The sequence below is a fragment of the Chelatococcus albus genome (assembly GCF_030067675.1).
Taxonomy (GTDB): Bacteria; Pseudomonadota; Alphaproteobacteria; order Rhizobiales; family Beijerinckiaceae; genus Chelatococcus_A; species Chelatococcus_A albus.
In genome coordinates this window covers 22,886-46,083 of the sequence record NZ_JASJEV010000007.1, presented here as the reverse complement: position 1 = coordinate 46,083, position 23,198 = coordinate 22,886, and the positions used below count along the sequence as shown (strand labels likewise).

General features: G+C 71.3%; 21 protein-coding genes. 19 read left to right on the top strand and 2 right to left on the bottom strand.

The genetic code is table 11. The features are described 5' to 3' along the window. Positions 1–184 precede the first annotated feature (184 nt). From xdhC to QNA08_RS12080, 16 genes are all read left to right on the top strand, one after another. A complete protein-coding gene (gene xdhC / locus QNA08_RS12155) occupies positions 185–1,687 on the top strand; it encodes a xanthine dehydrogenase accessory protein XdhC (RefSeq protein ID WP_283740987.1) in 1,503 nt (500 codons plus the stop codon). A 399-nt stretch (positions 1,688–2,086) separates the two neighbouring features. Continuing rightward, complete coding sequence (urtA, locus tag QNA08_RS12150) at positions 2,087–3,373, top strand: urea ABC transporter substrate-binding protein (RefSeq protein ID WP_422679915.1); 1,287 nt, start codon at positions 2,087–2,089, stop codon at positions 3,371–3,373. Between the two features lie 146 nt (positions 3,374–3,519). Continuing rightward, complete coding sequence (gene urtB, locus QNA08_RS12145) at positions 3,520–5,121, top strand: urea ABC transporter permease subunit UrtB (RefSeq protein WP_283740985.1); 1,602 nt, start codon at positions 3,520–3,522, stop codon at positions 5,119–5,121. A gap of 316 nt (positions 5,122–5,437) precedes the next feature. Beyond that, on the top strand, positions 5,438–6,559 hold the full coding sequence (gene urtC, locus QNA08_RS12140) for an urea ABC transporter permease subunit UrtC (protein ID WP_283741198.1): 1,122 nt from the start codon (positions 5,438–5,440) through the stop codon (positions 6,557–6,559). 20 nt (positions 6,560–6,579) lie between these two features. Next, on the top strand, positions 6,580–7,326 hold the full coding sequence (gene urtD / locus QNA08_RS12135; protein WP_283741197.1) for an urea ABC transporter ATP-binding protein UrtD: 747 nt from the start codon (positions 6,580–6,582) through the stop codon (positions 7,324–7,326). Between the two features lies 1 nt (position 7,327). Then, positions 7,328–8,023 carry an urea ABC transporter ATP-binding subunit UrtE gene (urtE, locus tag QNA08_RS12130; RefSeq protein ID WP_283740984.1) on the top strand — a complete coding sequence of 232 codons (696 nt, stop codon included), beginning with the start codon at positions 7,328–7,330 and terminating at the stop codon, positions 8,021–8,023. A gap of 79 nt (positions 8,024–8,102) precedes the next feature. Then, positions 8,103–8,933, top strand: a complete 831-nt coding sequence (locus tag QNA08_RS12125) for an urease accessory protein UreD (protein WP_283740983.1) — start codon at positions 8,103–8,105, stop codon at positions 8,931–8,933. Positions 8,934–8,946: 13 nt separating this feature from the next. Then, a complete protein-coding gene (locus QNA08_RS12120) occupies positions 8,947–9,567 on the top strand; it encodes an urease subunit gamma (RefSeq protein ID WP_283740982.1) in 621 nt (206 codons plus the stop codon). Between the two features lie 51 nt (positions 9,568–9,618). Beyond that, on the top strand, positions 9,619–9,906 hold the full coding sequence (locus tag QNA08_RS12115; RefSeq protein ID WP_283740981.1) for an AbrB/MazE/SpoVT family DNA-binding domain-containing protein: 288 nt from the start codon (positions 9,619–9,621) through the stop codon (positions 9,904–9,906). Next, complete coding sequence (locus QNA08_RS12110; protein WP_283740980.1) at positions 9,903–10,295, top strand: PIN domain-containing protein; 393 nt, start codon at positions 9,903–9,905, stop codon at positions 10,293–10,295. Before QNA08_RS12115 ends, QNA08_RS12110 begins: the two co-directional genes overlap by 4 nt. A 15-nt stretch (positions 10,296–10,310) precedes the next feature. Then, on the top strand, positions 10,311–12,020 hold the full coding sequence (gene ureC / locus QNA08_RS12105; protein ID WP_283740979.1) for an urease subunit alpha: 1,710 nt from the start codon (positions 10,311–10,313) through the stop codon (positions 12,018–12,020). An 11-nt stretch (positions 12,021–12,031) separates the two neighbouring features. Next, positions 12,032–12,385 (top strand): GFA family protein, encoded by a 354-nt coding sequence (locus QNA08_RS12100; protein ID WP_283740978.1) that lies wholly within the window; start codon positions 12,032–12,034, stop codon positions 12,383–12,385. A 28-nt stretch (positions 12,386–12,413) separates the two neighbouring features. Then, positions 12,414–13,004, top strand: coding sequence for an urease accessory protein UreE (gene ureE / locus QNA08_RS12095; RefSeq protein WP_283740977.1), 591 nt, complete (start codon positions 12,414–12,416; stop codon positions 13,002–13,004). A 162-nt stretch (positions 13,005–13,166) separates the two neighbouring features. Continuing rightward, positions 13,167–13,850, top strand: coding sequence for an urease accessory protein UreF (locus QNA08_RS12090; protein ID WP_283740976.1), 684 nt, complete (start codon positions 13,167–13,169; stop codon positions 13,848–13,850). A gap of 83 nt (positions 13,851–13,933) precedes the next feature. Next, on the top strand, positions 13,934–14,557 hold the full coding sequence (ureG, locus tag QNA08_RS12085) for an urease accessory protein UreG (protein ID WP_283740975.1): 624 nt from the start codon (positions 13,934–13,936) through the stop codon (positions 14,555–14,557). 193 nt (positions 14,558–14,750) lie between these two features. Then, the gene (locus tag QNA08_RS12080) at positions 14,751–15,458 is read left to right on the top strand and encodes a HupE/UreJ family protein (RefSeq protein ID WP_283740974.1); all 708 of its coding nucleotides are present in this window, start codon (positions 14,751–14,753) and stop codon (positions 15,456–15,458) included. A gap of 31 nt (positions 15,459–15,489) precedes the next feature. On the opposite strand, the gene QNA08_RS12075 is transcribed toward QNA08_RS12080, so the two are convergent. Next, positions 15,490–17,445 carry a bifunctional 2',3'-cyclic-nucleotide 2'-phosphodiesterase/3'-nucleotidase gene (locus tag QNA08_RS12075; protein ID WP_283740973.1) on the bottom strand — a complete coding sequence of 652 codons (1,956 nt, stop codon included), beginning with the start codon at positions 17,443–17,445 and terminating at the stop codon, positions 15,490–15,492. Positions 17,446–17,838: 393 nt separating this feature from the next. On the opposite strand from QNA08_RS12075, the gene QNA08_RS12070 reads away from it, so the two are divergent. The 3 genes from QNA08_RS12070 (at position 17,839) to QNA08_RS12060 (ending at position 19,882) form a co-directional block, all read left to right on the top strand. Continuing rightward, a complete protein-coding gene (locus tag QNA08_RS12070) occupies positions 17,839–18,765 on the top strand; it encodes a sugar kinase (protein WP_283740972.1) in 927 nt (308 codons plus the stop codon). Positions 18,766–19,038: 273 nt separating this feature from the next. Further along, complete coding sequence (locus QNA08_RS12065; RefSeq protein WP_283741196.1) at positions 19,039–19,305, top strand: ArsR/SmtB family transcription factor; 267 nt, start codon at positions 19,039–19,041, stop codon at positions 19,303–19,305. A 28-nt stretch (positions 19,306–19,333) separates the two neighbouring features. Then, complete coding sequence (locus QNA08_RS12060) at positions 19,334–19,882, top strand: rhodanese-like domain-containing protein (RefSeq protein ID WP_283740971.1); 549 nt, start codon at positions 19,334–19,336, stop codon at positions 19,880–19,882. Between the two features lie 31 nt (positions 19,883–19,913). Here QNA08_RS12060 and QNA08_RS12055 read toward each other — a convergent pair whose 3' ends face one another. Beyond that, positions 19,914–23,189: an error-prone DNA polymerase gene (locus tag QNA08_RS12055; RefSeq protein ID WP_283740970.1), complete on the bottom strand. Its 3,276-nt coding sequence runs from the start codon at positions 23,187–23,189 to the stop codon at positions 19,914–19,916. Positions 23,190–23,198: the final 9 nt, after the last annotated feature.

Here is a 23,198-nt window from a genome sequence, read left to right as displayed (position 1 = left end):
CTTGAATCGCTTCCTGAAGCCATTGAATCAACCTTTGAGGCCGGGGCGCCAAGGCCCTGGCGGGACTCGTCTTTCGTCCGCGCCGGGGCGATGATGCGCGCTCTCGCGGCAGATCCCGGCGCGTGAGGTCGAGGCAAGGGCGCCAAGGCAAGAGCGCCAAGGGGATAGCGCAAGGTGTGAGCCCATGCAGGTGTGGCAGAGGCTCGGCGACATGGTGGGCAGCGCGGGGGCCGCGGCCCTCGTCACGCTCGCGGCGGTCAGGGGCTCGGCCCCGCGCGAGGCGGGCGCGCGCATGGTCGTGCGGCCGGACGGCGCCTTCTTCGGCACCATCGGCGGCGGGCGGCTGGAGTGGCGGGCGCTTGAGGAGGCCCGTCGCGCGCTTGCCGCCGGGCGCGGCCCGGCCCGCCTTGTCGACGAGGCGCTGGGGCCCGACCTCGGCCAGTGCTGCGGCGGCTTCGTCACCATCCTGATCGAGACCTTCGACCGGCGCGACGCTGCGGCCATCGCCGCGCTCGCCGCCGCCGAGGCGGCCGGGCCGCTCGCGACGGTCGGGCGGATGGGGGCGGACGGGCGCGTCGCGCGGCTGATCGAGCCTGCCGCGCCGGCGGCGGGGGAGGTGGCCTCCGTCGACCTCATGCGGCCGCGTGGCCGAAGGGAGGCCGGGAGTGACCTCGCTCTCCAGGACCTTGTGCTGTGCGAGCGCTTCGAGGACGGGCGCACGCCGCTCCTTCTTTTCGGCGCCGGCCATGTCGGGCGCGCGCTGGTGCTGGCGCTCGCCCCCCTGCCGTTCCGCCTGCGCTGGGTCGACCCGCGCGAGGAGGCCTTCCCGCCTCACGTTCCCATGAACGTCACGCCGGTCTTCGCGCCCGATCCGCCGGCCGAGGCACGAGCCGCGCCGACGGGCGCGCTGGTGCTTGTCATGACGCACGACCACCCGCTCGACCTCGCCGTCGTCGCCGCCGCGCTGGCGCGGCCGGACCTGCCCTTCGTCGGCCTCATCGGCAGCGCCACCAAGCGCGCCCGCTTCCTGAAGCGCCTCGGCGAGGCGGGACTTGGCGAGGCGGCGCGCGCCCGTCTCGTCTGCCCCATCGGCGTGCCGGGCATCGCCGGCAAGGAGCCGGCCGTCATCGCCGCGGCCGTGGCGGCGCAGCTCCTGCAGGTGCGGGAGCGGCTGCGCCGCGCCGCAAGCGCTCGCGGAGAGCGCCGCGTGAGCGCCGGGGCCGACGATCGCTTCCTGGCGCGCGCCGTGGCGCTGTCGCGCGAGCACATGCTGCACGGCGACGGCGGACCCTTCGGCGCCGTCGTGGTGCGCGACGGCTTCATCCTCGGCGAGGGGTGGAACTGCGTCACCTCGCAGAACGACCCGACCGCCCATGCCGAGGTGGTTGCCATCCGCCGCGCCTGTGCGGCGGCCGGCGCCTTCGCACTGCACGGCGCCACCCTCTATGCGAGCTGCGAGCCCTGCCCCATGTGCCTCGCGGCCGCCTACTGGGCACGCCTCGCGCGCATCGTCTACGCCAACACGCGCGAGGCGGCGGCGGCGATCGGCTTCGACGACGCCTTCATCTACGGCGAGATGCCGAAGGCCCCTGGCGAGCGCAGCCTCGTCATGGAGCACCGGCCGCTCGCCGAGGCGGCGCAGGTCTTCGCCGACTGGCTGGCGAAGGCCGACCGCATCCCCTACTGACGCCGGCCTGAGCGAAGCTCCGACTGTCACCCCGGAAGCCGCGCCAGCGGCTGTCGGGGGCCCAGAAACGATTCCGGTCGCGGCAAGGGCGCGGCGGCCGCCGCGCCGTCTCGATCACCCGCATCGGTTCTGGGTCCCGGGCTCCGGCTGCGCCGGCCCCGGGAGACGGTGGAGGGGGGCCCGTGTGCCCCCTTCCCGTTCCCCGGCTGCATACCCGAATGCCCAAAACACGGGCGGTTTTCTGGCGTCTTCCTGGGCAAGGCGGCGCGATCTCGCGCTGACCGGCAACAGGGCGCTCGCGAAACGACCGGCCGCCGCTCCCGCCCGTCCGTGGCACGTCCCTTGCTGCCCGAGCGGGGCAATAACCACAGAGGGGAGCTCGAAACCATGAAGACTGGCATGAAGCAGGCTCTCGCCGCGCTCGCCGTAGCCGGCGGGCTGGCGCTCGCAGGCGCCCCGGCCGAGGCGCAGCAGGACGTCATCAAGGTCGGCGTCCTGCACTCGCTCTCCGGCACCATGGCCATCAGCGAGACGACGCTGAAGGACGTCATGCTCATGCTCATCGAGGAGCAGAACAAGAAGGGCGGTGTGCTCGGCAAGAAGCTGCAGGCGGTCGTGGTCGACCCCGCCTCCAACTGGCCGCTCTTCGCCGAGAAGGCGCGCGAGCTCCTGACCAAGGACAAGGTGGCGGCGACCTTCGGCTGCTGGACCTCGGTGTCGCGCAAGTCCGTGCTGCCGGTCTTCGAGGAACTGAACGGTATCCTCTTCTATCCCGTGCAGTACGAGGGCGAGGAATCCTCGAGGAACATCTTCTACACGGGGGCCGCGCCGAACCAGCAGGCGATCCCGGCCGTCGACTACCTGATGCAGAACGAGGGCGTGCAGCGCTGGGTGCTCGAGGGCACCGACTACGTCTATCCGCGCACCACGAACAAGATCCTCGAGGCCTATCTCAAGTCCAAGGGCGTGAAGGACGAGGACATCTCCGTCAACTACACGCCCTTCGGCCATTCCGACTGGCAGACACGCGTCGCCGCCATCAAGAAGTTCGGCTCCGCCGGCAAGAAGACGGCGGTCGTCTCCACCATCAACGGCGACGCCAACGTGCCCTTCTACAAGGAGCTCGCCAACCAGGGGGTCAAGGCGACCGACATCCCCGTCGTCGCCTTCTCGGTCGGCGAGGAGGAACTCGCCGGCATCGACACGAAGCCCCTCGTCGGCCATCTCGCAGCCTGGAACTACTTCCAGTCGGTCGACAATGCCGCCAACAAGGACTTCATCGCCAAGTGGAAGGCCTTCACCAGGAACGACAGGCGTGTGACCAACGACCCGATGGAGGCGCATGTCATCGGCTTCCAGATGTGGGTGAAGGCGGTGGAGAAGGCCGGCACGACCGACCCCGACAAGGTCATCGACGCCCTGGTCGGCGTCTCCGTGCCGAACCTCTCGGGCGGCTATTCGACGATGATGCCGAACCATCACATCACCAAGCCCGTGCTCATCGGTGAGGTGCAGGAGAACGGCCAGTTCAACATCGTGTCGCAGACGCCGGGCCTCGTCGTCGGCGACGAGTGGTCGGACTATCTCGAAGGCTCGAAGGACCTGATCTCCGACTGGCGTGCGCCGCTCTCCTGCGGAAACTTCAACGTCAAGACCGGCAAGTGCGGCGGCCAGGGCAAGAGCTGACCGCGGCGCAATGCGATGCCGGGGCACCCCGCCCGGGCGTTTCGGCGGGCCGGCGGCGTCCTCACTCCGGCCCGCGGATGCCGCCGGGAGGTCGGCTCTCCCTCCCGGCGGCGCTTCCCTCCAACGACAGATCGATCGGTCGCCCCATGTTCCGCCTCTTCGCCCTCCTGTGCGTGACGGCCGCCCTCCTGGCGGCGCGGCCGGGTCCGGTCGCGGCACAAGGCACCGCCGATGCCTTCGCCCTGCTCGCCAGCGACAACTACGCCGACATCGAGAAGGGGGTCGTGGCGGTCGCCGCGAGCGGCGACCCCGCGGCCGAGGCCGTGCTCACCGCGCTCGCCGACGGGCGCCTCTCCTACCGCCCGGCCGACCGGGCGCTCTTCGTCAGGGAGAAGGCGGGCACGCTCCTCGACGCCGCCACCGGCCGGCCGGTAGCCGAGGCGCCCGCCGGCCTCAAGCCGGTGCGCCTCAACAACCGCGTCCGCCGGGCGCTGGAGGCGGCGCTCGGCACGCTCACGCTGATGGCCTCCGATCCGGCGCGGCGCCTCGCGGCTGCCGAGGCGATCTTCAAGTCGCGCGATGCCGCCGCCCTGCCCATGCTCGCCCGCGCCCTCGCGGCGGAGAAGGATGCCCGCGTGCGCCGCGCGCTCGAGGAGGCGCGCGCGGCCGTGCAGCTCGCGACGAAGGACGCGGCCGTGAGCGACCGGGTCGCGGCCGTTTCGCTCCTGGAAGAGCGCGGGGACCGCGAGGCGCTGGCGCTGCTCTCCGCCGCGGCGGCGGATGCGGCGCCGGCCGTAGCCCTGTCCGCCCGCACCGCGGCCGCTGCCGTCGAGCGCCGCCTCGCCCTCGCCGCCGCCGTGCAGGACGTCTGGTACGGCCTCTCCCTCGGCTCGGTGCTGCTGCTCGCCGCCATCGGGCTCGCCATCACCTTCGGCGTCATGGGCATCATCAACATGGCGCACGGCGAGATGGTCATGCTCGGCGCCTATGTCACCTTCCTCGTGCAGGAGGTCTGCCGCACGCGCGCCCCCGGCCTCTTCGACTGGTCGCTGCCCGTCGCCCTGCCGCTCGCCTTCCTCGTCGCAGCCGGCGTCGGCGCGGCCATCGAGCGCGGCGTCATCCGCCATCTCTACGGCCGGCCACTGGAGACGCTGCTCGCCACCTGGGGCATCAGCCTCATCCTGCAGCAGGGTGTGCGCTCGCTCTTCGGCCCGACGAACCGGGAGGTCGGCGCGCCCTCCTACATGGCGGGGGCCTTCGATCTCGGCGGGCTTTCGATCACCTACGGACGGTTGTGGATCGTCGCCTTCGCGCTCGCCGTCTTCCTCGGCCTTCTCGCGGTGCTGCGCCGCACGCCCTTCGGCCTGAAGATGCGCGCCGTCACGCAGAACCGCCGCATGGCCGCCGCCATCGGCATCCGCACGCCCCGGGTGGACACGCTCGCCTTCGCTCTGGGGTCGGGGATCGCGGGGATCGCGGGCGTCGCCCTGTCGCAGATCGACAACGTCTCGCCCAATCTCGGCCAGAGCTACATCGTGGATTCCTTCATGGTCGTCGTCTTCGGCGGGGTGGGCAACCTGTGGGGCACGCTTGTCGGCGCGCTGACGCTCGGCGTCGCCAACAAGTTCCTCGAGCCCTACGCCGGTGCCGTGCTCGGAAAGATCCTCCTCCTCGTCTTCCTCATCCTCTTCATCCAGAAGCGCCCGCGCGGCCTCTTCGCGCTCAGGGGCCGGGCGGTCGAGGCGTGAGGATGGGGGCGATGGTGGCGATGATCGAAGGGGGCCATACCGCCTTCGGAACGACAGGGGGGAGCGTCGCGCGGGATGCGATGACGGTCCTCCCGGGGCACGCCGCAGGCGCGGGCCCGGGACCCGGCACCGATGCCGCGCAACCGGAGCGCAGGGTGCCCGCCGCGTCCTCACGCCAACCGGAATCGCTTCCGGCTCCCGGACAGCCGCTGCGCGGCTTGCGGGATGACGCGGAAAGGTTCGTGCCGATCCTCTCCCGCCGTCCCGCGAGCGGTGCGGCCGGGTTTCCTTCGACCGGAGAACGGCCGTGATGCGCATGGGATTCATCGACCGCTCCGGCGCAGTCTTTCTGGCGCTTGTCGGGCTCGCCGCACTGCTGGTGCCGGCGGCCAATCTCCTCCTGCCCGAGACCTCGGCGCTCCACGTGCCGACCTATGCCGTGTCGCTGATGGGCAAATATCTCGCCTATGCGCTGCTCGCGCTTTCGCTCGACCTCGTCTGGGGCTACTGCGGCATCCTCTCCCTCGGCCACGGCGCCTTCTTCGCCCTCGGCGGCTATGCCATGGGCATGCATCTCATGCGCCAGATCGGCCCGCGCGGCGTCTACGGCCATCCCGTGCTGCCGGACTTCATGGTCTTTCTCAACTGGAAGGAGCTGCCCTGGTACTGGCACGGCTTCGACTGGTTCCCCTTCGCGGCGCTGATGGTGCTCGCCGTGCCGGGGCTTCTCGCCTTCGCCTTCGGCTGGCTCGCCTTCCGCTCGCGGGTGACCGGCGTCTACCTCTCCATCATCACCCAGGCGATGACCTTCGCCCTCATGCTCGCCTTCTTCCGCAACGACATGGGGCTCGGCGGCAACAACGGCCTCACCGACTTCAAGGACCTCCTCGGCTTTCCCGTGCAGGCGCAGGGCACGCGCGTCGCGCTCTTCGTGCTCACGGCGCTTGCGCTTGCCCTCGGCTATGTCGTGGCGCGCCATATGGTCACCTCCACCTACGGCAAGGTGCTCGTCGCCATCCGCGACGCGGAGGCGCGCACGCGCTTCCTCGGCTACCGGGTGGAGAGTTTCAAGCTCGTGGCCTTCACCGTCTCGGCCATGATGGCCGGCGTCGCCGGCGCCCTCTATGTGCCGCAGGTCGGCATCATCAACCCGTCCGAGTTCTCGCCCGCCAATTCCATCGAGGCGGTGATCTGGGTGGCGGTCGGCGGGCGCGGCACGCTCGTCGGCGCGGCGCTCGGGGCCGTCGTCGTCAACTTCTCCAAGACCTGGCTCACCGGCGCCCTGCCGGAGCTGTGGCTCTTCGCGCTCGGCGCCCTCTTCGTCGTCGTCACCCTCTACCTGCCGAAGGGCATCGTCGGCACCCTCGCGGGGCTTGCCGCGCGGCGGCGGACACGGCATGCGGCCGATGCGGGCGTCGCGCCCCAGGCGGCGGAATAGGGGAGGGAGCCGTGACGGGCCTGAGCCTCACCAACACCCAGCTCTATCTCGACGGCGTCAGCGTCACCTTCGACGGCTTTCGTGCGTTGAACAACCTGTCGCTCGCCGTCGAGGCGGGCGAGATGCGCGCCGTCATCGGGCCGAACGGCGCGGGCAAGACCACGATGATGGACGTGATCACCGGCAGGACCCGCCCCGACACGGGCGACGTGTTCTTCGGCGGCATGGTCGACCTCACGATCCTCGACGAGGCCGAGATCGCCGCGCTCGGCATCGGCCGCAAGTTCCAGAAGCCGACGGTGTTCGAGAGCCACACCGTGGCCGACAACATTTGCCTGGCGCTCAAGGACGAGCGCACCCCCTTCTCGGCCCTCTTCGGCGCACGCAACCGCATCGCGAGGGAGCGCATCGACGCCGTGCTCGCGCGTGTGCGGCTTCTCGATCACCGCAGCCGTCCGGCCGCCGAACTGTCGCACGGGCAGAAGCAGTGGCTCGAGATCGGCATGCTGCTCGCCCAGGATCCCAAGCTCCTCCTCGTCGACGAGCCCGTCGCCGGCATGACCGACGCCGAGACGGAGGACACCGCGGTCCTCCTCAGGGACATCGCCCGCGACCGCTCCGTCGTCGTCGTCGAGCACGACATGGCCTTCGTGCGCGCCCTCGACTGCAAGGTCACCGTGCTGCACGAGGGCTCGGTCCTTGCCGAAGGCTCGATCGACGCCGTCTCCGCCGATGAGCGCGTCGTCGAAGTCTACCTGGGGCGCTGACATGCTGACCGTCGAGAATGTCGATCTCTACTACGGCGCGGCGCAGGCCCTGCGCGGCGTCTCGCTCGCGGCCGAGGCGGGCAAGGTCACCTGTGTGCTCGGCCGCAACGGCGTGGGCAAGACCTCGCTCATGCGCGCCATCGTCGGCCTTGAGGCGGTCGCGCGCGGCACGATCCGCCTCGCGGGCGAGGACCTGTCCCGCCTTGCGCCCTACGACCGCGCGCGGCGCGGCGTCGCCTTCGTGCCGCAGGGGCGCGAGATCTTCCCCCTGCTCACGGTGGGGGAGAACCTGCAGACGGGCCTTGCCGCCCTGCCGCGGCGCGAGCGCCAGGTGCCGGCCGAGGTCTTCGACCTCTTCCCCGTGCTGAAGGACATGCTGCATCGCCGCGGCGGCGATCTCTCCGGCGGCCAGCAGCAGCAGCTCGCCATCGCCCGCGCCCTCGTCACGCGGCCGAAACTCATCGTCCTCGACGAGCCGACCGAGGGCATCCAGCCCTCCGTCATCAAGGACATCGGCCGCGCCATCGACTACTTGCGCCGCAAGGGCTCGATGGCGATCCTCCTCGTCGAGCAGTATTTCGAGTTCGCCCGTGACCTCTGCGACAGCTTCGCCGTCATGGAACGCGGGCAGATCGTCATGGCCGGCGACCGGGGATCGATGGTTGAAGCGGATGTCCGTCGATATCTCTCCGTGTGACGGGACGCCCTGCCGGGCCGCGGGCGGCGCCGGACGCCGCCACCCGCCGGAGGGAGGGGAGGAGGCGCCCCGGCCCTCGGTGCGTTCCACGGCCGGTCCCGCCCAACCCGTGCCTTCCTATGTCCGCGCCGAAGGCGGCGTGCGCGTCGCCTTCGCCGCGACGGGGCGGGGCACCCGGGCGCTCACCGTGGCCGAGAGCGGCGGCTACCGTCTGCGCTTTCCGCGGGCGGAGGGCTCCGCCTGCGAGGCCGTGCTCATCAACACCGGCGGCGGCATGGCCGGGGGAGACCGCATGAACGTCGCCGCCGAGCTGGGGGAGGGGGCGGATGCCCTCCTCACCACCCAGGCGGCGGAGAAGGTCTATCGCTCCGACGGCCCCGACACGGCGGTTGCGGTCACGCTCGACCTCGCCGCGGCGAGCCGCCTCGCCTGGCTGCCGCAGGAGACCATTCTCTTCGACCGCGCCCGCTTCAGCCGCCGGCTCGACGTGCGGATGGCCGCCGACGCGACCCTGACGCTCGCCGAGAGCATCGTCTTCGGACGGCTGGCCATGGGCGAGGTTGTGGCGGATGCGGCCTTCGCCGACCGCTGGCGCATCGGCCGCGGCGGCGCGCTCGTCTTCGCCGAGGACGTCAGGCTTTCGGGCGACGTCGCCGCCCGGCTCGACCGGCCGGCGGTGGGCAAGGGCGCGCGGGCGCTCGCCACGGTGCTGCACGTCGCGCCCGGGGCGGAGGCGCGGCTCGACGAGGCGCGCGCCGCCCTGGAGGGCAGCGCCTGCGAGGCGGGCGCGAGCGCCTGGAACGGCCTCCTCCTCGTGCGCCTCCTCTCGCCCGACGCGCATGCCCTGCGCCGCGCGCTCGTCTCCTTCCTCGAACGTTTCCGGGGCCGGCCGATGCCCCGTTCATGGTAGCCGGGAGAGCCCGATGAACCTCACCCCCCGCGAGAAGGACAAGCTCTTGATCGCCATGGCCGCCCTGGTGGCGCGCCGGCGGCTCGAGCGCGGCGTCAGGCTCAACTATCCGGAGGCGGTGGCCCTCATCACCGATTTCGTCGTGGAAGGCGCGCGTGACGGCCGCTCCGTGGCGGAGCTGATGGAGGCCGGCGCCAGGGTGCTCACCGCCGACCAGGTGATGGACGGCGTGCCGGAGATGATCCACGACGTGCAGGTGGAGGCGACCTTTCCGGACGGCACCAAGCTCGTCACCGTGCACAACCCCATCCGCGGCGCGGCGAGCGCGCTCACCCCCGGGGAGGTCGAGGCCGCAGCGGGCGAGCTCGTGCTCAATGCCGGCCGCGTGACGGTGACGCTCACCGTCGCCAATACGGGCGACCGGCCGATCCAGGTCGGCTCCCACTACCATTTCTACGAGACGAACCCGGCGCTCGCCTTTGACCGGGAGAAGGCGCGCGGCATGCGCCTCGACATCGCCGCCGGCACGGCCGTGCGCTTCGAGCCCGGTCAGACGCGCGAGGTCTCCCTCGTGCCGCTGTCCGGCGAGCGCAAGGTCCACGGCTTCCGCCGGCAGGTGATGGGAAAATTGTAAGGCGATCTCGAAAATGCCATGCTTTGTCCTGTTTGGTAAGGAGATTGGCTGATGTCCCATCTGGGTGGGTCCACCGTCACCAGCAAGGGACAGATCACCCTTCCCGCGTCGCTGCGCGACAGGTTCGACATCAGGCCCGGCGATCTCGTCGAATTCTTCGAGGGCTATGACGGCGCCATCAAGATGCGGGTCAGGGGAAAGAGCGCCGCAGCGTTGACCGGCCTGCTGGCGCATCTCAGACCCGACCCCCGCTACGCGACCGACGACGATGCCATCGCCGCTGAGGTCGCGGCTCGCGACGAGAGGTCGAAGTGCGCCGCTTCGGACGACGCGGCGTGATCGGGCTCGATACGAACGTCCTCCTGCGGGCGTTGACGAATGACGACCCTGCGCGATCGCCAGCGGCGGCCCGGCTTCTCGCCGGGCTGAGCGCCGATGCTCCGGGGTTCGTCAACGTGGTGGTCCTCATCGAACTCGCCTGGAGCCTGCAGCGCCGCTACAAGGCCGGCCGCGCGGACGTGATCGCGGCCGTCGAGGCGCTTCTGGAAAGTCCGGGCTACGTGATCGCCGACCGCGACGCGGTGATCGACGGCCTCGAGATCATGAAGGCCGAGCGCCTCGATTTCACCGATGCCCTGATCGCCGCGCTCAACCGGCGCGCAGGCTGCGAGGGCACCTTCACCTTCGACGAGACGGCGCGCCGGAACCGGCTGTACCGCCCCGTCTAGCCCGAAAGGACGACCATGCCCGCCACCATCTCCCGCACGGCCTATGCCGACATGTTCGGCCCCACCACGGGCGACCGGGTGCGCCTCGCCGACACCGATCTCGTCATCGAGGTGGAGCGGGACTTCACCACCTACGGCGAGGAGGTGAAGTTCGGCGGCGGCAAGGTGATCCGCGACGGCATGGGCCAGGCGCAGGCGACGCGCGCCGAGGGCGCCGTCGACACGGTCATCACCAACGCCCTCATCCTCGACCACTGGGGCATCGTGAAGGCCGACGTCGGGCTCAGGGGCGGGCACGTCGCCGCCATCGGCAAGGCCGGCAATCCGGACATCCAGCCGGGCGTGACCATCGTCGTCGGGCCGGGCACGGAGGTCATCGCCGGCGAGGGCAAGATCCTCACCGCCGGCGGCTTCGACACGCACATCCACTTCATCTGCCCGCAGCAGGTGGAGGAGGCGCTGATGTCCGGCGTCACCTCAATGCTCGGCGGCGGCACGGGGCCCGCCACCGGCACCAACGCCACCACCTGCACCCCCGGCCCCTGGCACATCGAGATGATGCTGCGCGCGGCCGAGGGCCTGCCCGTCAACCTCGGCTTCGCCGGCAAGGGCAATGCCTCGCTTCCCGGCGGCCTCGTCGAGCAGATCGAGTCCGGCGCCTGCGCCCTGAAGCTGCACGAGGACTGGGGCACGACGCCCGCGGCGATCGACTGCTGCCTGACGGTTGCCGACGCGCACGACGTGCAGGTGATGATCCACTCCGACACCCTCAACGAGTCGGGCTTCGTCGAGGACACCATCGCCGCCTTCAAGGGCCGCACCATCCACGCCTTCCACACGGAGGGCGCCGGCGGCGGTCACGCGCCGGACATCATCAAGGTGGCGGGCCTGCCCAACGTCCTGCCCTCCTCCACCAATCCGACACGGCCCTTTACGGTCAACACCCTCGACGAGCATCTCGACATGCTCATGGTGTGCCACCACCTCGACCCGTCGATCGCCGAGGATCTCGCCTTCGCCGAGAGCCGCATCCGCAAGGAGACGATCGCGGCGGAGGACATCCTGCACGACATCGGCGCCCTCTCCATGATGTCGTCGGACAGCCAGGCCATGGGCCGGGTGGGCGAGGTGATCACGCGCACCTGGCAGACGGCGCACAAGATGAAGGTGCAGCGCGGGCACCTTCCCGGCGAGACCGGTAACGACAACCTGCGAGCCAGGCGCTACGTCGCCAAATATACGATCAACCCGGCGATCGCCCACGGCGTCGCCCGCCACATCGGCTCGGTGGAGGTCGGCAAGCTCGCCGATCTCGTGCTCTGGTCGCCCGCCTTCTTCGGCGTGAAGCCCGATCTCGTCATCAAGGGCGGCGCCATCGTGGCCGCGCCCATGGGCGATCCCAACGCCTCCATCCCCACGCCGCAGCCGGTGCACTACCGGCCGATGTTCGCCGCCTTCGGCAAGGCGCCCGCCGAGACGAGCCTCACCTTCGTGTCGAAGGCGGCGATCGACCGCGGCATCGGCCGCCGGCTCGGCCTCGACAAGCGCCTCGTGGCGGTCGAGAACACGCGCGGCGGCATAGGCAAGGCGGCCATGGTGCACAACGGCGCGACGCCCGACATCCGCGTCGATCCGGAGACCTATGCGGTGACCGCCGACGGCGAGCTGCTGGTCTGCGAGCCGGCCAGGGTGCTACCCATGGCCCAGCGCTATTTCCTGTTCTGAGGAGATTCTCCATGACGCGTTTCGACGGGCGGTGCCATTGCGGGGCCGTGCGCTTCTCGGTGGAGACGGACCTCGCACAGGTCATCTCCTGCAACTGCTCGATCTGCTCCAGGCACGGGCTTCTCCTCAGCTTCGTGCCGGCGGAGCGCTTCACGCTGACGGCGGGCGAGGAGGCGCTGAAGGACTACCGCTTCAACACCATGCGCATCCGTCACCGCTTCTGCGGCCAATGCGGCGTCGAGCCCTTCGCCGAGGGGGCGATGCCCGACGGCTCACCCATGCGCGCCGTCAATGTCCGCTGCCTCGACGGGGTGGACCTCGCCGGCCTCACCCTGACCCCCTTTGACGGCCGCAACCTCCGCTGAGCGGCTCCGAGCGAAAGGACAGTCTTTCATGCTCCGCGCCACATCCATCGTCCGCAAGCCGGCCGTCAGGCCCGAGCGCGTCGCCGACACGGTGACGCTCGACCACGAGGGCCGCTTGCGCCGCCGCATCGCGCTCACGGGCGACGGCGGGCTCGAATTCCTGCTCGACCTCGACAGGGCGACCCTGCTCGACGACGGCGACGCCGTGAAGCTCGAGGACGGGCGCCTCGTCGCCGTCAGGGCCGCGCCCGAGCGGCTCATCGAGATCCGCGCCGAGAACCCGCTGCGCCTCCTGCGCGTCGCCTGGCACATCGGCAACCGCCACACGCCCGCCGAGATCACGGCGGACGCCATCTACATCGCCGAGGACCACGTGCTCGCCGAGATGGTGCGCGGCCAGGGCTGCTCTGCCACCCCGGTGACGCGCCCCTTCCGCCCCGAGCGCGGCGCCTACGACCACGGCGCCCACGATCACGCGCACGGCCACGACCACGGGCACACCCACGGCGGGCACGCCCACGCGCATCAGGGGCATGGCCACCACGGCCATGAGCACCACGCGCACGGGCATCACACCCATGACCACGGCGCCTGCGGCTGCGGTCATCACCACGAATGAGGGAGAGGTTCGCGCGGGGAACCCCCGACCGTCATCCCGGGGCCGAGCGCAGCGAGGAGCCGGGGAGGACGGGCGAAGGCGGACAGTTGCCGACGCGGCTTCCGCGATGACGGGGCGACGGAACAGGATGCGATCCCACCGCGCTGCGACGGCAGGGGGCCGATGACGGGTTCCGGCGCGCACCTGCCGCTCTTCGTCTGGCTGTCGCCGGCCTTTCCGGTTGGCGCCTTCGCCTATTCGCACGGGCTCGAATGGGCGGCGGAGGCGGGCGACGTGCGCGACGCGGCGAGCCTCGAAGCCTGGCTCGCCGACCTCCTTGCCCATGGCGCGCCCGTCAACGACGCGATCCTCCTCGCCGAGGCGCATCGGGCGGCGGCCGCGGGCGATGCACCGGCCCTTGCCCGGGTGGCGGAACTCGCGCTGGCGCTCGCCGCGAGCCGCGAGCGGCATCTCGAAACGACGACCCAGGGCAACGCCTTCCTGCTCACGGCCCGCAAGGCCTGGCCCTGCGCCGCCTTCGACGGTCTGGCGCAAGCGCTCGCCGGCGATGTCGCCTATCCGGTCGCCGTCGGCGTCGCCGCCGCCGGCCACTGCGTGGCCCTCGAGGCGACGCTCGAGGCCTTCCTTCTTGCCTTCGTCGCCAATCTCGTCTCGGCGGCCGTGCGCCTCGGCGTCGTCGGGCAGACGGACGGGCAGCGCGTCACCGCCGCCCTCGTGCCGGCCGTCGGTGCCGCGGCCGCCGCGGGCTGTGCCGCTACGCTCGACGATCTCGGCGGCGCCGCCTTCCGCTCGGACATGGCGGCGCTGCGCCACGAGACGCAGTATACGAGGCTGTTCAGATCATGACGGCCGGAAGTCGCGCCCCCCGGGATGACCGCAGTGTTTCTCGGGCGCGCATCCGCGCCCGCTCGGATGGTCAGGAGATGATGATGACCCGTTCGCCCCACGGCCCCCTGCGCGTCGGCATCGGTGGCCCCGTCGGCTCCGGCAAGACGGCGCTGATGGAGGCCCTGTGCAAGCGCCTGTCCGGCCGCTTCGACCTCTGCGCCATCACCAACGACATCTACACGAAGGAGGACGCCGAGATCCTGACGCGGGTCGGCGCCCTGCCGCCCGAGCGAATCATGGGCGTGGAAACCGGCGGCTGCCCGCATACGGCGATCCGCGAGGACGCCTCCATCAACCTCGCCGCCGTCGAGACCATGACGCGGCGCTTTCCCGCGCTCGATCTCGTGCTCATCGAGTCGGGCGGCGACAATCTCGCCGCCACCTTTTCGCCCGAGCTCGCCGATCTGACGATCTATGTCATCGACGTCTCCGGCGGCGAGAAGATCCCGCGCAAGGGGGGGCCCGGCATCACCCGCTCGGACCTCCTCGTCGTCAACAAGATCGACCTCGCCCCTTATGTCGGCGCGGATCTTTCCGTGATGGAACGCGACGCCAGGCTCATGCGCGGCGAGCGCCCCTTCGTCTTCACCAACGTGCGCAGCGGCGAGGGCGTCGACGCCGTGGTGGACTTCGTCCTCAACGCCGGCGGCCTGGCGGCGCGGTGAGGGGCGCCCGTCGTGGGGGCGATGCTTGCAGATGGGGCACTGAAATCACCTCTCCCCGGCGAAGAGAGGGGACCCTTGGCGCGGGCGGGCGGGCCGGCGGCGGTGCCACCTGCACCCCGTTCCCTCCACCCCGCCGCGGCACCGGATTTGCTTTGCCCGTCCGCACGAGAAGACTGACATGAGGGGGATCGTCATGACGTCCGTCCGTTCCATCGCCGCCGCCGTTCTCGCGCTCGCGGCGACGCCCGCCCTGGCGCATACGGGCGCGAGCGGCGTCGCGAGTGCCCTGGACGGCTTCACCCATCCCTTCGGCGGGCTCGACCACGTGCTCGCCATGGTGACCGTCGGCCTGTGGGCCGGCACGGTGGGCGGGCGCGCCGTCTTCGCCTATCCCGTCGCCTTCCTCGCCTTCATGGCGGCGGGCGGGGCGCTCGGGGCGGGCGGCGTCGCCCTGCCGGCGGTGGAGGCGGGCATCGGCCTCTCGGTGCTGGTGCTCGGTGCGGCGGTGGCGGCACGCCCCGTAGCATCTTCCGATTCAACGGAACATGTGTCCATCCATTCAGGGCGAGCGCATGTTCGCTGGCGCGGACCTTCGGTTCTTGGCCGAACCGGTCTCCACTTCGGCGGAGAAAGCTCTGGCCTGCCGCTCGCCCTGGGCACGGCGCTGTGCGCCGTCTTCGCCCTCTTCCACGGCCACGCCCACGGGGCCGAGATGGCCGCCGGCGCGGGCGCGGCGGCCTATGGCGCGGGCTTCATCGCCGCCACCGCGCTTCTGCACGGCGCGGGGCTCGCGCTCGCGCTCGTCTTCGCGCGCGGCGCCGGCACCGCCACCCTTGTCGCCCTGCCGCGCCTTGCGGGCACCGCGGTGGCGGTTGCCGGCGCCCTGATGCTCGTTTCCTGAGCGGGGCGCCCTCCCTTTGGGCAGAAGCCCGTCAGGCCGACAGGTCGAGCCGGAACTTCAGGAAGCCGTCCGGCCCGTCCCCCGCGGGTGTCGCCTTGACGCCCGCGGGGATCGCCCTGGTGGCGTTGGGCGAGGTGAGGAAGGTGACGTTGGCGCTCGCCGGCACGGGGGCGAAACGCCAGTTGCCATCGGCGGACGGGTTGATGACCTTCTGCTCCACGATGTAGCGCACGATGACGTCGCGGTTCGTGTCGGGCGCCTCGATGACGATGGTCCTGCCGTCGTTGCCCGGGAAATGGCCGCCGCCGCCGGCGCGGTAGTTGTTGGTGGCGACGAGGAAGAGCTGCCGGTCGTCGATGGGCTGGCCGCGGAAGGTGAGGTCGAGGATGCGCCGCGCCTCGGGCGCCACGAGCCTGCCGTCGGCGTCGTAGCGCGAGGGCTGCGTCACGTCGATGCGGTAGCTGACGCCGTCGATGACGTCGAAGTTGTAGGCGGGGAAGGCGGGGTCGACGAGCGGCTGCTCCTCCGTCTTGCCCGGGTCGATGCGCCGGAAGATGCCGGCCGAGCGCTCCAGCCACTCGCGCACCTCCGCCCCCGTCACCTTCACCGCGCGCACGGTGTTCGGATAGAGGTAGATGTCCGCCACGTCCTTGATGGCGACGGGGCCGGGCTTGATGTCGGTGTAGTAGTCCGGCCCGCCGCGCCCGCCGGACTTGAAGGGCGCCGCCGCCGAGAGCACGGGCAGGTCCTTGAGTTCCGGCATGGTGGCGGCGATGGTGCTGACGTACCAGAGCTGCGCCTGGCTGACGATCTGCACGGAAGGGTCGTCGGCGACGAGCGCGAAATAGGAGTTGATCGGCGCCTTCGTCTCGCCCACCGGCTGGCGCACGTAGCCGAGCGTCGCCTCGTGGTCGCCCCTCACCGTGGCAAGGACGGCGGCCTCCGCCTCCACCCTGGGCACGATGGTGCGGTCCTTGCGCTCGTAGATCGGCCGCGCCTCCACCTTGAAGCCGGCGACCTTCCAGCCCGCGGCCGTCTTCTCGAGGTCGAGGTCGACGACGCCGAGGTGGCTGCCCCAGAAGCCGGCCATCACCGCCGGCACGCCGTGGAGCGTGCCGCGCCTGGCATCGACGCCGGGGATGCCCTCGAAGTCCTTGCCGGGGAAGACGCGGTGCTGGTGGCCGGTCATGATGACGTCGATGCCCGGCACCTGGGCGAGGTGGAGCGCCGCGTTCTCCTCGCCGCCCTTGCGCTCGCCCCCGGCGATGCCCGAGTGGCACAAGGCCACGACGAGGTCTGGCCTCTGCGCCTTCAGCTCCGGCAGGTAACGGCGTGCGGCATCGACGATGTCGGTCGTCGTCACCCGGCCTTCGAGATGGGCCTTGTCCCATTGCATGATCTGCGGCGGCACGAAGCCGATGACGCCGATCTTGAGCTTGTGCGTCGCCCCCGCCTCGTCCGTCACCTCGCGCTCGACGATGAGCCACGGTCTGACGAGGGTGGTGCCCTCGGGCTTCAGCACATTGGCGCAGACGGCGGGGAACTTGGCGGTGGCGAGCGAGAAGCCGAGGTAGCTCAGGCCGTAGTTGAACTCGTGGTTGCCGAGCGTGGTGCAGACGTAGTCGAGCTCGTTCATGGCGGCGACGATGGGGTGCACGTCGCCGGCCTTCATGCCCTTCTTGTAGGCCATGTAGTCGCCGAGGGGGCTGCCCTGGATGAGGTCGCCGTTGTCGAAGAGGAGCGTGTTCTTCGCCTCGGCCCGCGCCGCCTTGATGAGGGCCGCGGTCTTGGCGAGGCCCACGGTGTCGTCCGGCTTGTCGCGGTAATAATCGTAAGGGAAGACGTTGACGTGCAGGTCCGTCGTCTCGAGGAGCCTGAGCTTCAGGCGCGGGCCTTCCTGGGCGAGGAGCGGCCCCGGCACCAGCCCAAGCGCCGCAGCGGCCGCGCCGGTCTTGAGTGCATCGCGGCGGGTGATCCTCGTCGTCATGGCCTGTCCCTTTCGCCCCGTTTCGTCTTCTCGCGCGCCGGTGGCCGCCGCGCCGCCCGACGTTAGAGCGACAGCAGCCCGGCTGGGAAGCGGCTTGCGCCGTTTCCGCGCCCTCTCGCTTGCCAGCATGGCAGCTGTATGACGGCGGGATGAGGGGGATGGCTCCCGCGCGAACCTTGCCCTGCCACCCCGGAAGCCGCGAGGGGCCGCCGGAGCCGGCCCTGCGCGACAGACGGAACCCGGGCAGGCCCGGGTTCCTGGGCGAGCGGGCGCGGCCGCTGTGGGCGGCCTCGCTGCAGGTGGCGTCGGTGGAGGTGGCGTCGGTGGAGGTGGCCTCTTGGCGCCGGCGCGGCGCTGGCGTAGAGGGCTTCGGATTGTCGCGGAGGACCCTTGATGAGCGCGTTCGACATCGTCGCCTTCGGCGAGCCGTTGATGGAATTCGCCGAGGTGGAACGGGGAGGGGAGAAGCTCTACCTGCCGGGCTTCGGCGGCGACACCTCCAACGTCGCCGTGGCGGCGGCGCGCCAGGGCGCGAAGGTCGCCGTGTTCACGGCGGTGGGCGACGATGCCTTCGGCCGCGACTTCATGAAGCTCTGGGACGCGGAGGGCATCGACCGCTCGACGGTCGAGGTCAGGGCGGGCGAGCGCACGGGCATCTATTTCATCGGCTACGGCCCCGAGGGACACGTCTTCAGCTATTACCGCGCCGGGTCGGCGGCGAGCCTCGTGACGCCGGCGGAGGTTCCGCTCGATCTAATCGGTTCAGCCAGGGTCCTGCACGTCTCTGGCATCAGCCAGGCCATCTCGACCTCGGCCTGCGACGCGGTCTTCGCCGCCATCCGCCATGCCAGGGCCAAGGGCGTGACGGTGAGCTACGACACCAACCTGCGCCTGCGCCTGTGGCCGCTCGACCGGGCGCGTGCGGTCATCCACGCCGCGGTGGCGATGTCGGACATCGCGCGCCCCGGCCTCGACGACGCGCGCGCGCTCACGGGCCTCGAGCGCCCCGAGGACGTCTGCGATTTCTATCTCGGGCTCGGCTGCCGCATCGTGGCGCTGACGCTCGGCAAGGAGGGCACGATGATCGCCGTGCCGGGCGAGCGCCGCGTCGTGCCCGGCAAGCCGGTGAAGGCGGTCGACGCCACCGGCGCGGGCGACACCTTCGGCGGCGCCTTTCTCGCCGAATGGCTGCGCTGCGGCGACCCCTTCGCCGCCGCAACCTACGCCAACGGCGCCGCCGCCCTCTCCACCCTTGGCCACGGCGCCGTGGCTCCCATGCCGAGGCGCGCCGCGGTGGAGGAATTTCTGCGCGCGGCGTGAGGCGCGGGGCGGGCGGCCTGACGGGGCGCGCGAACAGGCGCCCGCCACTCGCCCTGTTGCGGCATCGGCCACGGGATCGCTCGCCCTGTTCGCGGTTCCTCGACGAATGCCCGGCCGATGGACCGGCCCGCCCGCGTGCCCCGTTCGCGGGGGCCGGCGCGAGCTTGATCTGTGCATTAGATATTGCTAAATTAGTAATGCCTTATGGAATGGACGGTGAGCGAGACGATCGACATCGAGGCGTTCGAGCGGACGGCGCGGGAAGTCGCCGGGATGCTGCGCGCCCTCGCCAACGAGCGGCGCCTGATGATCCTCTGCAAGCTCGTCGAGTGGGGAGAGGCGAACGTGGGCAGGCTCGCGGAGGCGGTGGGCCTGTCGCAGTCCGCGCTTTCCCAGCACCTCGCGCGGATGCGGGAGGAGGGCGTCGTCACCTATCGCCGGGAGAGCCAGACGCTCTGGTATCGCATCGCCGATCCCCGGGTGGAGCACCTGTTCGCGACGCTGCACGGGCTCTATTGCCGGCCAGAGAAAGATCACTGAGACCGATCACCGACCGCGGGAGTTCAGCATGTCCCTTCCAGTCCTCTCCCCGGCGGATGCCAGGCGCCTCTGCGACGGCGGCGCCCTCCTCGTCGACATCCGCGAGGCGGATGAATTTGCGCGCGAGCGCATTCCCGGGGCCCGGCATCTGCCCCTGTCGCTGCTCGACCGGGCGGAGTTCGCCCCGCCGCCGGGCGCGGCCGTGATCTTCCTCTGCCGCAGCGGTGCGCGCACGGCGGGCAATGCCGCGCGCCTTGCCGCCAGGGCCCGCGGGGCAGCGGGTGTCTATCTCCTTGCGGGCGGCCTCGACGCCTGGAAGAAGGCGGGGCTCCCCGTCGCGGCCGACCGCGGCCGGCCGCTCGAGCTGCAGCGGCAGGTGCAGATCGCCGCCGGCGCGCTCGCCCTCGGCGGCTCGCTCCTCGGGCTCGTCGTCTCTCCCTGGTTCCTCGTCGTGCCCGCCTTCGTCGGCGCGGGGCTGATCACCGCCGGCGTCACCGGCTTCTGCGCTATGGCCCGCCTCCTCCTGCGCATGCCCTGGAACCGCGATCTGCGCGGCGCCTGCCCGCCGGCCGCCTGAGGCTGCCGGCGGGGGGCCGCCGCCTCCAGCCTCAGTGGAAATCCCGGCTCTTGATGAGGCGCGGATCGGGGCGGCCGTGCAGGTCGTGGGCCTCGATGGGCAGCGAGAAGCCCTCGCGCAGGCGCGGCAGTTCGTCCGTCAGGTCGGTGAAGCGCTCCGCCACCACGTGCACCACGAGGCCCTGGCGCTGCAGCCGGCCGCGCACGGCGAGGAAGCGCGAGGTCATGACGATGCGCCGGTTGGCGTCGAAGGCCTTGCGCCAGACGATGATGTTGGCGATGCCCGTCTCGTCCTCGAGCGTCATGAAGACGACGCCCTTCGCCGTACCCGGCCGCTGGCGCATGAGGACGAGGCCCGCCACCGTCACCTCCGCCCCGTCCGGCACGTTCGCTGCGTCGCGATGCTCGGCGTTGCGCACGGCACCGAGGCGGCGGAGCATGGGGCGGAAGAAGACGCACGGATGCGCCTTCAGCGAGAGGCTCGTGGTGAGGTAGTCCTCCGCCACGTGCTCGCCGAGCGGCATGTCGGGCAGGGTGACCGCCTCCTCCGGGAAAAGGTCGTCCATGGCACAGGCGTCGAGGAGGGGGGCGGCGGGCGCCTTCGCCGCACCGCCGCGCGTGAAGCCGCGCGTGAAGCCCGCCTCGTCGAGACGACGCACGGCCCACAGCGCCGCGCGCCGGTCGAGCCCGAGCGAGCGGAAGGCGTCCGCCTCCGCCAGCCGCTCCAGTGCGTGGCGGGAGAGGCCGGTCGCGGCGGCGAGCCGCTCGATGCTCGCAAAGCCGTTGCCGCGCCGGGCGAGGAGCCGTTCGGCGATCTCCTCCCCGCTGAGCCCCTTGACGAAGCGCAGGCCGAGCCGCACGGCAAGGCCGTGCCGGGCGCCGGGAGGGGCGGGCTCCAGCGTGCAGTCCCAGCCGCTCGTGTTGACGTCCGGCGCGAGCACCACGACGCCATGCTCGCGCGCGTCGCGCACGAGCTGCGCCGGCTGGTAGAAGCCCATGGGCTGGCTGTTGAGGATGGCGGCGCAGAAGACCTCCGGATAGTGGCACTTGATCCAGGCCGAGACATAGACGAGCAGCGCGAAGCTCGCCGCGTGGCTCTCGGGAAAGCCGTACTCGCCGAAGCCCTCGATCTGGCCGAAGCAGCGCTCGGCGAACGCCCGGTCGTAGCCACGGCGGACCATGCCGCCGATGAACTTGTCGCGGAAGAGATGCACGGTGCCGTTGTGGCGGAAGGTGGCCATGGCGCGTCTCAGGCCGTCCGCCTCGTCATCGGTGAAGCCGGCGGCGGTGATGGCGATCTGCATCGCCTGCTCCTGGAACAGGGGCACGCCGAGCGTGCGCTTCAGGACGTGCTCCAGTTCGTCGGGCGGGCCGTGGTCGGGATGCGGCGAGGGAAAGTGCACGGGCTCGATGCGGTCGCGCCGGCGCAGGTAGGGATGCACCATGTCGCCCTGGATGGGGCCGGGGCGCACGATCGCCACCTCGATGACGAGGTCGTAGAACCTGGCCGGCCTGAGCCGCGGCAGCATGGACATCTGCGCCCGGCTCTCGACCTGGAAGACGCCGACGGAATCGGCCCGCGACAGCATCTCGTAGACGGCCGCGTCATCGCGCGGCACGTCGGCGAGGGTGGGGAAGTCGCGGCCGTGGTGCGTCCGCAGCAGGTCGAAGGCGCGGCGGATGCAGCTCAGCATGCCGAGCGCCAGCACGTCGACCTTCATGAGGCCCAGGGTGTCGATGTCGTCCTTGTCCCATTCGATGACGGTGCGCTCGGCCATGGCGGCGTGGCAGACGGGCACCGTCTCGTCGAGGCGGTGGCGCGTCAGCACGAAGCCGCCGACGTGCTGCGACAGGTGTCGCGGGAAGCCGACGAGCGCGCCCGCGAGATCGACCGCCTGGCGGATGGCCGGATTGGCCGGGTCGAGCCCGGCCTGGCGGATCTGTGCGTCCGACAGGCCCTCGCCCCAGCTCCCCCACACCGTGTCGGCGAGCGCCGCCGTGATGTCCGGGGTGAGGCCGAGCGCCTTGCCCACCTCGCGCACGGCGCTGCGCGGCCGGTAGTGGATGACGGTGGCACACAGCGCCGCGCGGTGGCGCCCGTAGCGCCGGTAGAGATACTGTATCACCTCCTCGCGCCGCTCGTGCTCGAAGTCGACGTCGATGTCCGGTGGCTCGCCGCGCTGGCGCGACAGGAAGCGGGAGAAGAGGAGCTGGCTCTTGTCCGGATCGACGCCGGTGATGCCGAGACAGTAGCACACGGCGCTGTTGGCGGCCGAGCCGCGGCCCTGGCACAGGATGCCCTGCGCCTCGGCGTAGCGCACGACGTCGTAGATGGTGAGGAAGTAGCGCTCGTAGCCGAGCTCGGCGATGAGGGCGAGCTCGCTGTCGAGGAGACGGGCGACCTTGTCCGGCACCCGGGCGCCGTAGCGCCAGCGCGCTCCCCCCCAGGCGAGGTCGGAGAGGTGCTCGCGCGGCGTCTTGCCCGGCGGCACGGGCTCGTCCGGATATTCGTATTTCAGCTCGTCGAGCGAGAAGTCGCAGAGTGCCGCGATCTCGGCCGTGCGCGCGAGCGCCTGCGGGTGCCCGGCGAAGAGGCGCGCCATCTCCGCCGCCGGCTTCAGGTGCCGCTCGGCATTGGCCTCGAGGCGGAAGCCCGCCTCGCGGATCGTGCATTTCTCCCGGATGCAGGTCAGCACGTCCTGCAGCGGCCGCCGGGCGGGATCGTGGTAGAGCACGTCGCCCACGGCGACGAGAGGAGCGCCCGTCCGCACGCCGAGTTCGGCGAGGAGGCCGAGGCGGCGCGGCTCGTCGCCGCGATGGCGGTGCACGCCGCCGAGATAGGTGCGCCCCGGCGCGGCGGCGGCGAGCGCGGCGAGGCGCTCGACGAAGGGGCCGCCCGTCTCCTCCGGCGGCATGGCGATGAACACCTGGCCGTCGCTCGCCTCGAGGATGTCGGCGAAGGCGATGCGGCACACGCCCTTCTCCCCGTCCCTGACGCGCGTGTTGGCCGCGCTCAGGAGCCGGCAAAGGCGGCCGTAGGCCGCGCGGTCGATCGGATAGGCGATCGCCTCGAAGCCGTCTGTGGTGACGAGGCGCGCCCCGACGAGGAGCCTGATGCCGCAGCGCTTGGCCTCGGCATGGGCGCGCACGATGCCGGCGAGGCTGTTGCGGTCGGCAATGCCGATGGCGGAAAGGCCGAGCGCGTGGGCCGTACGCACGTATTCCTGCGGGTGCGAGGCGCCGCGCAGGAAGGAGAAGTTCGTCGTCACGGCGAGCTCGGCATAGGCCGGGGCGGCGGGGATGTGCATGGCCTCCTC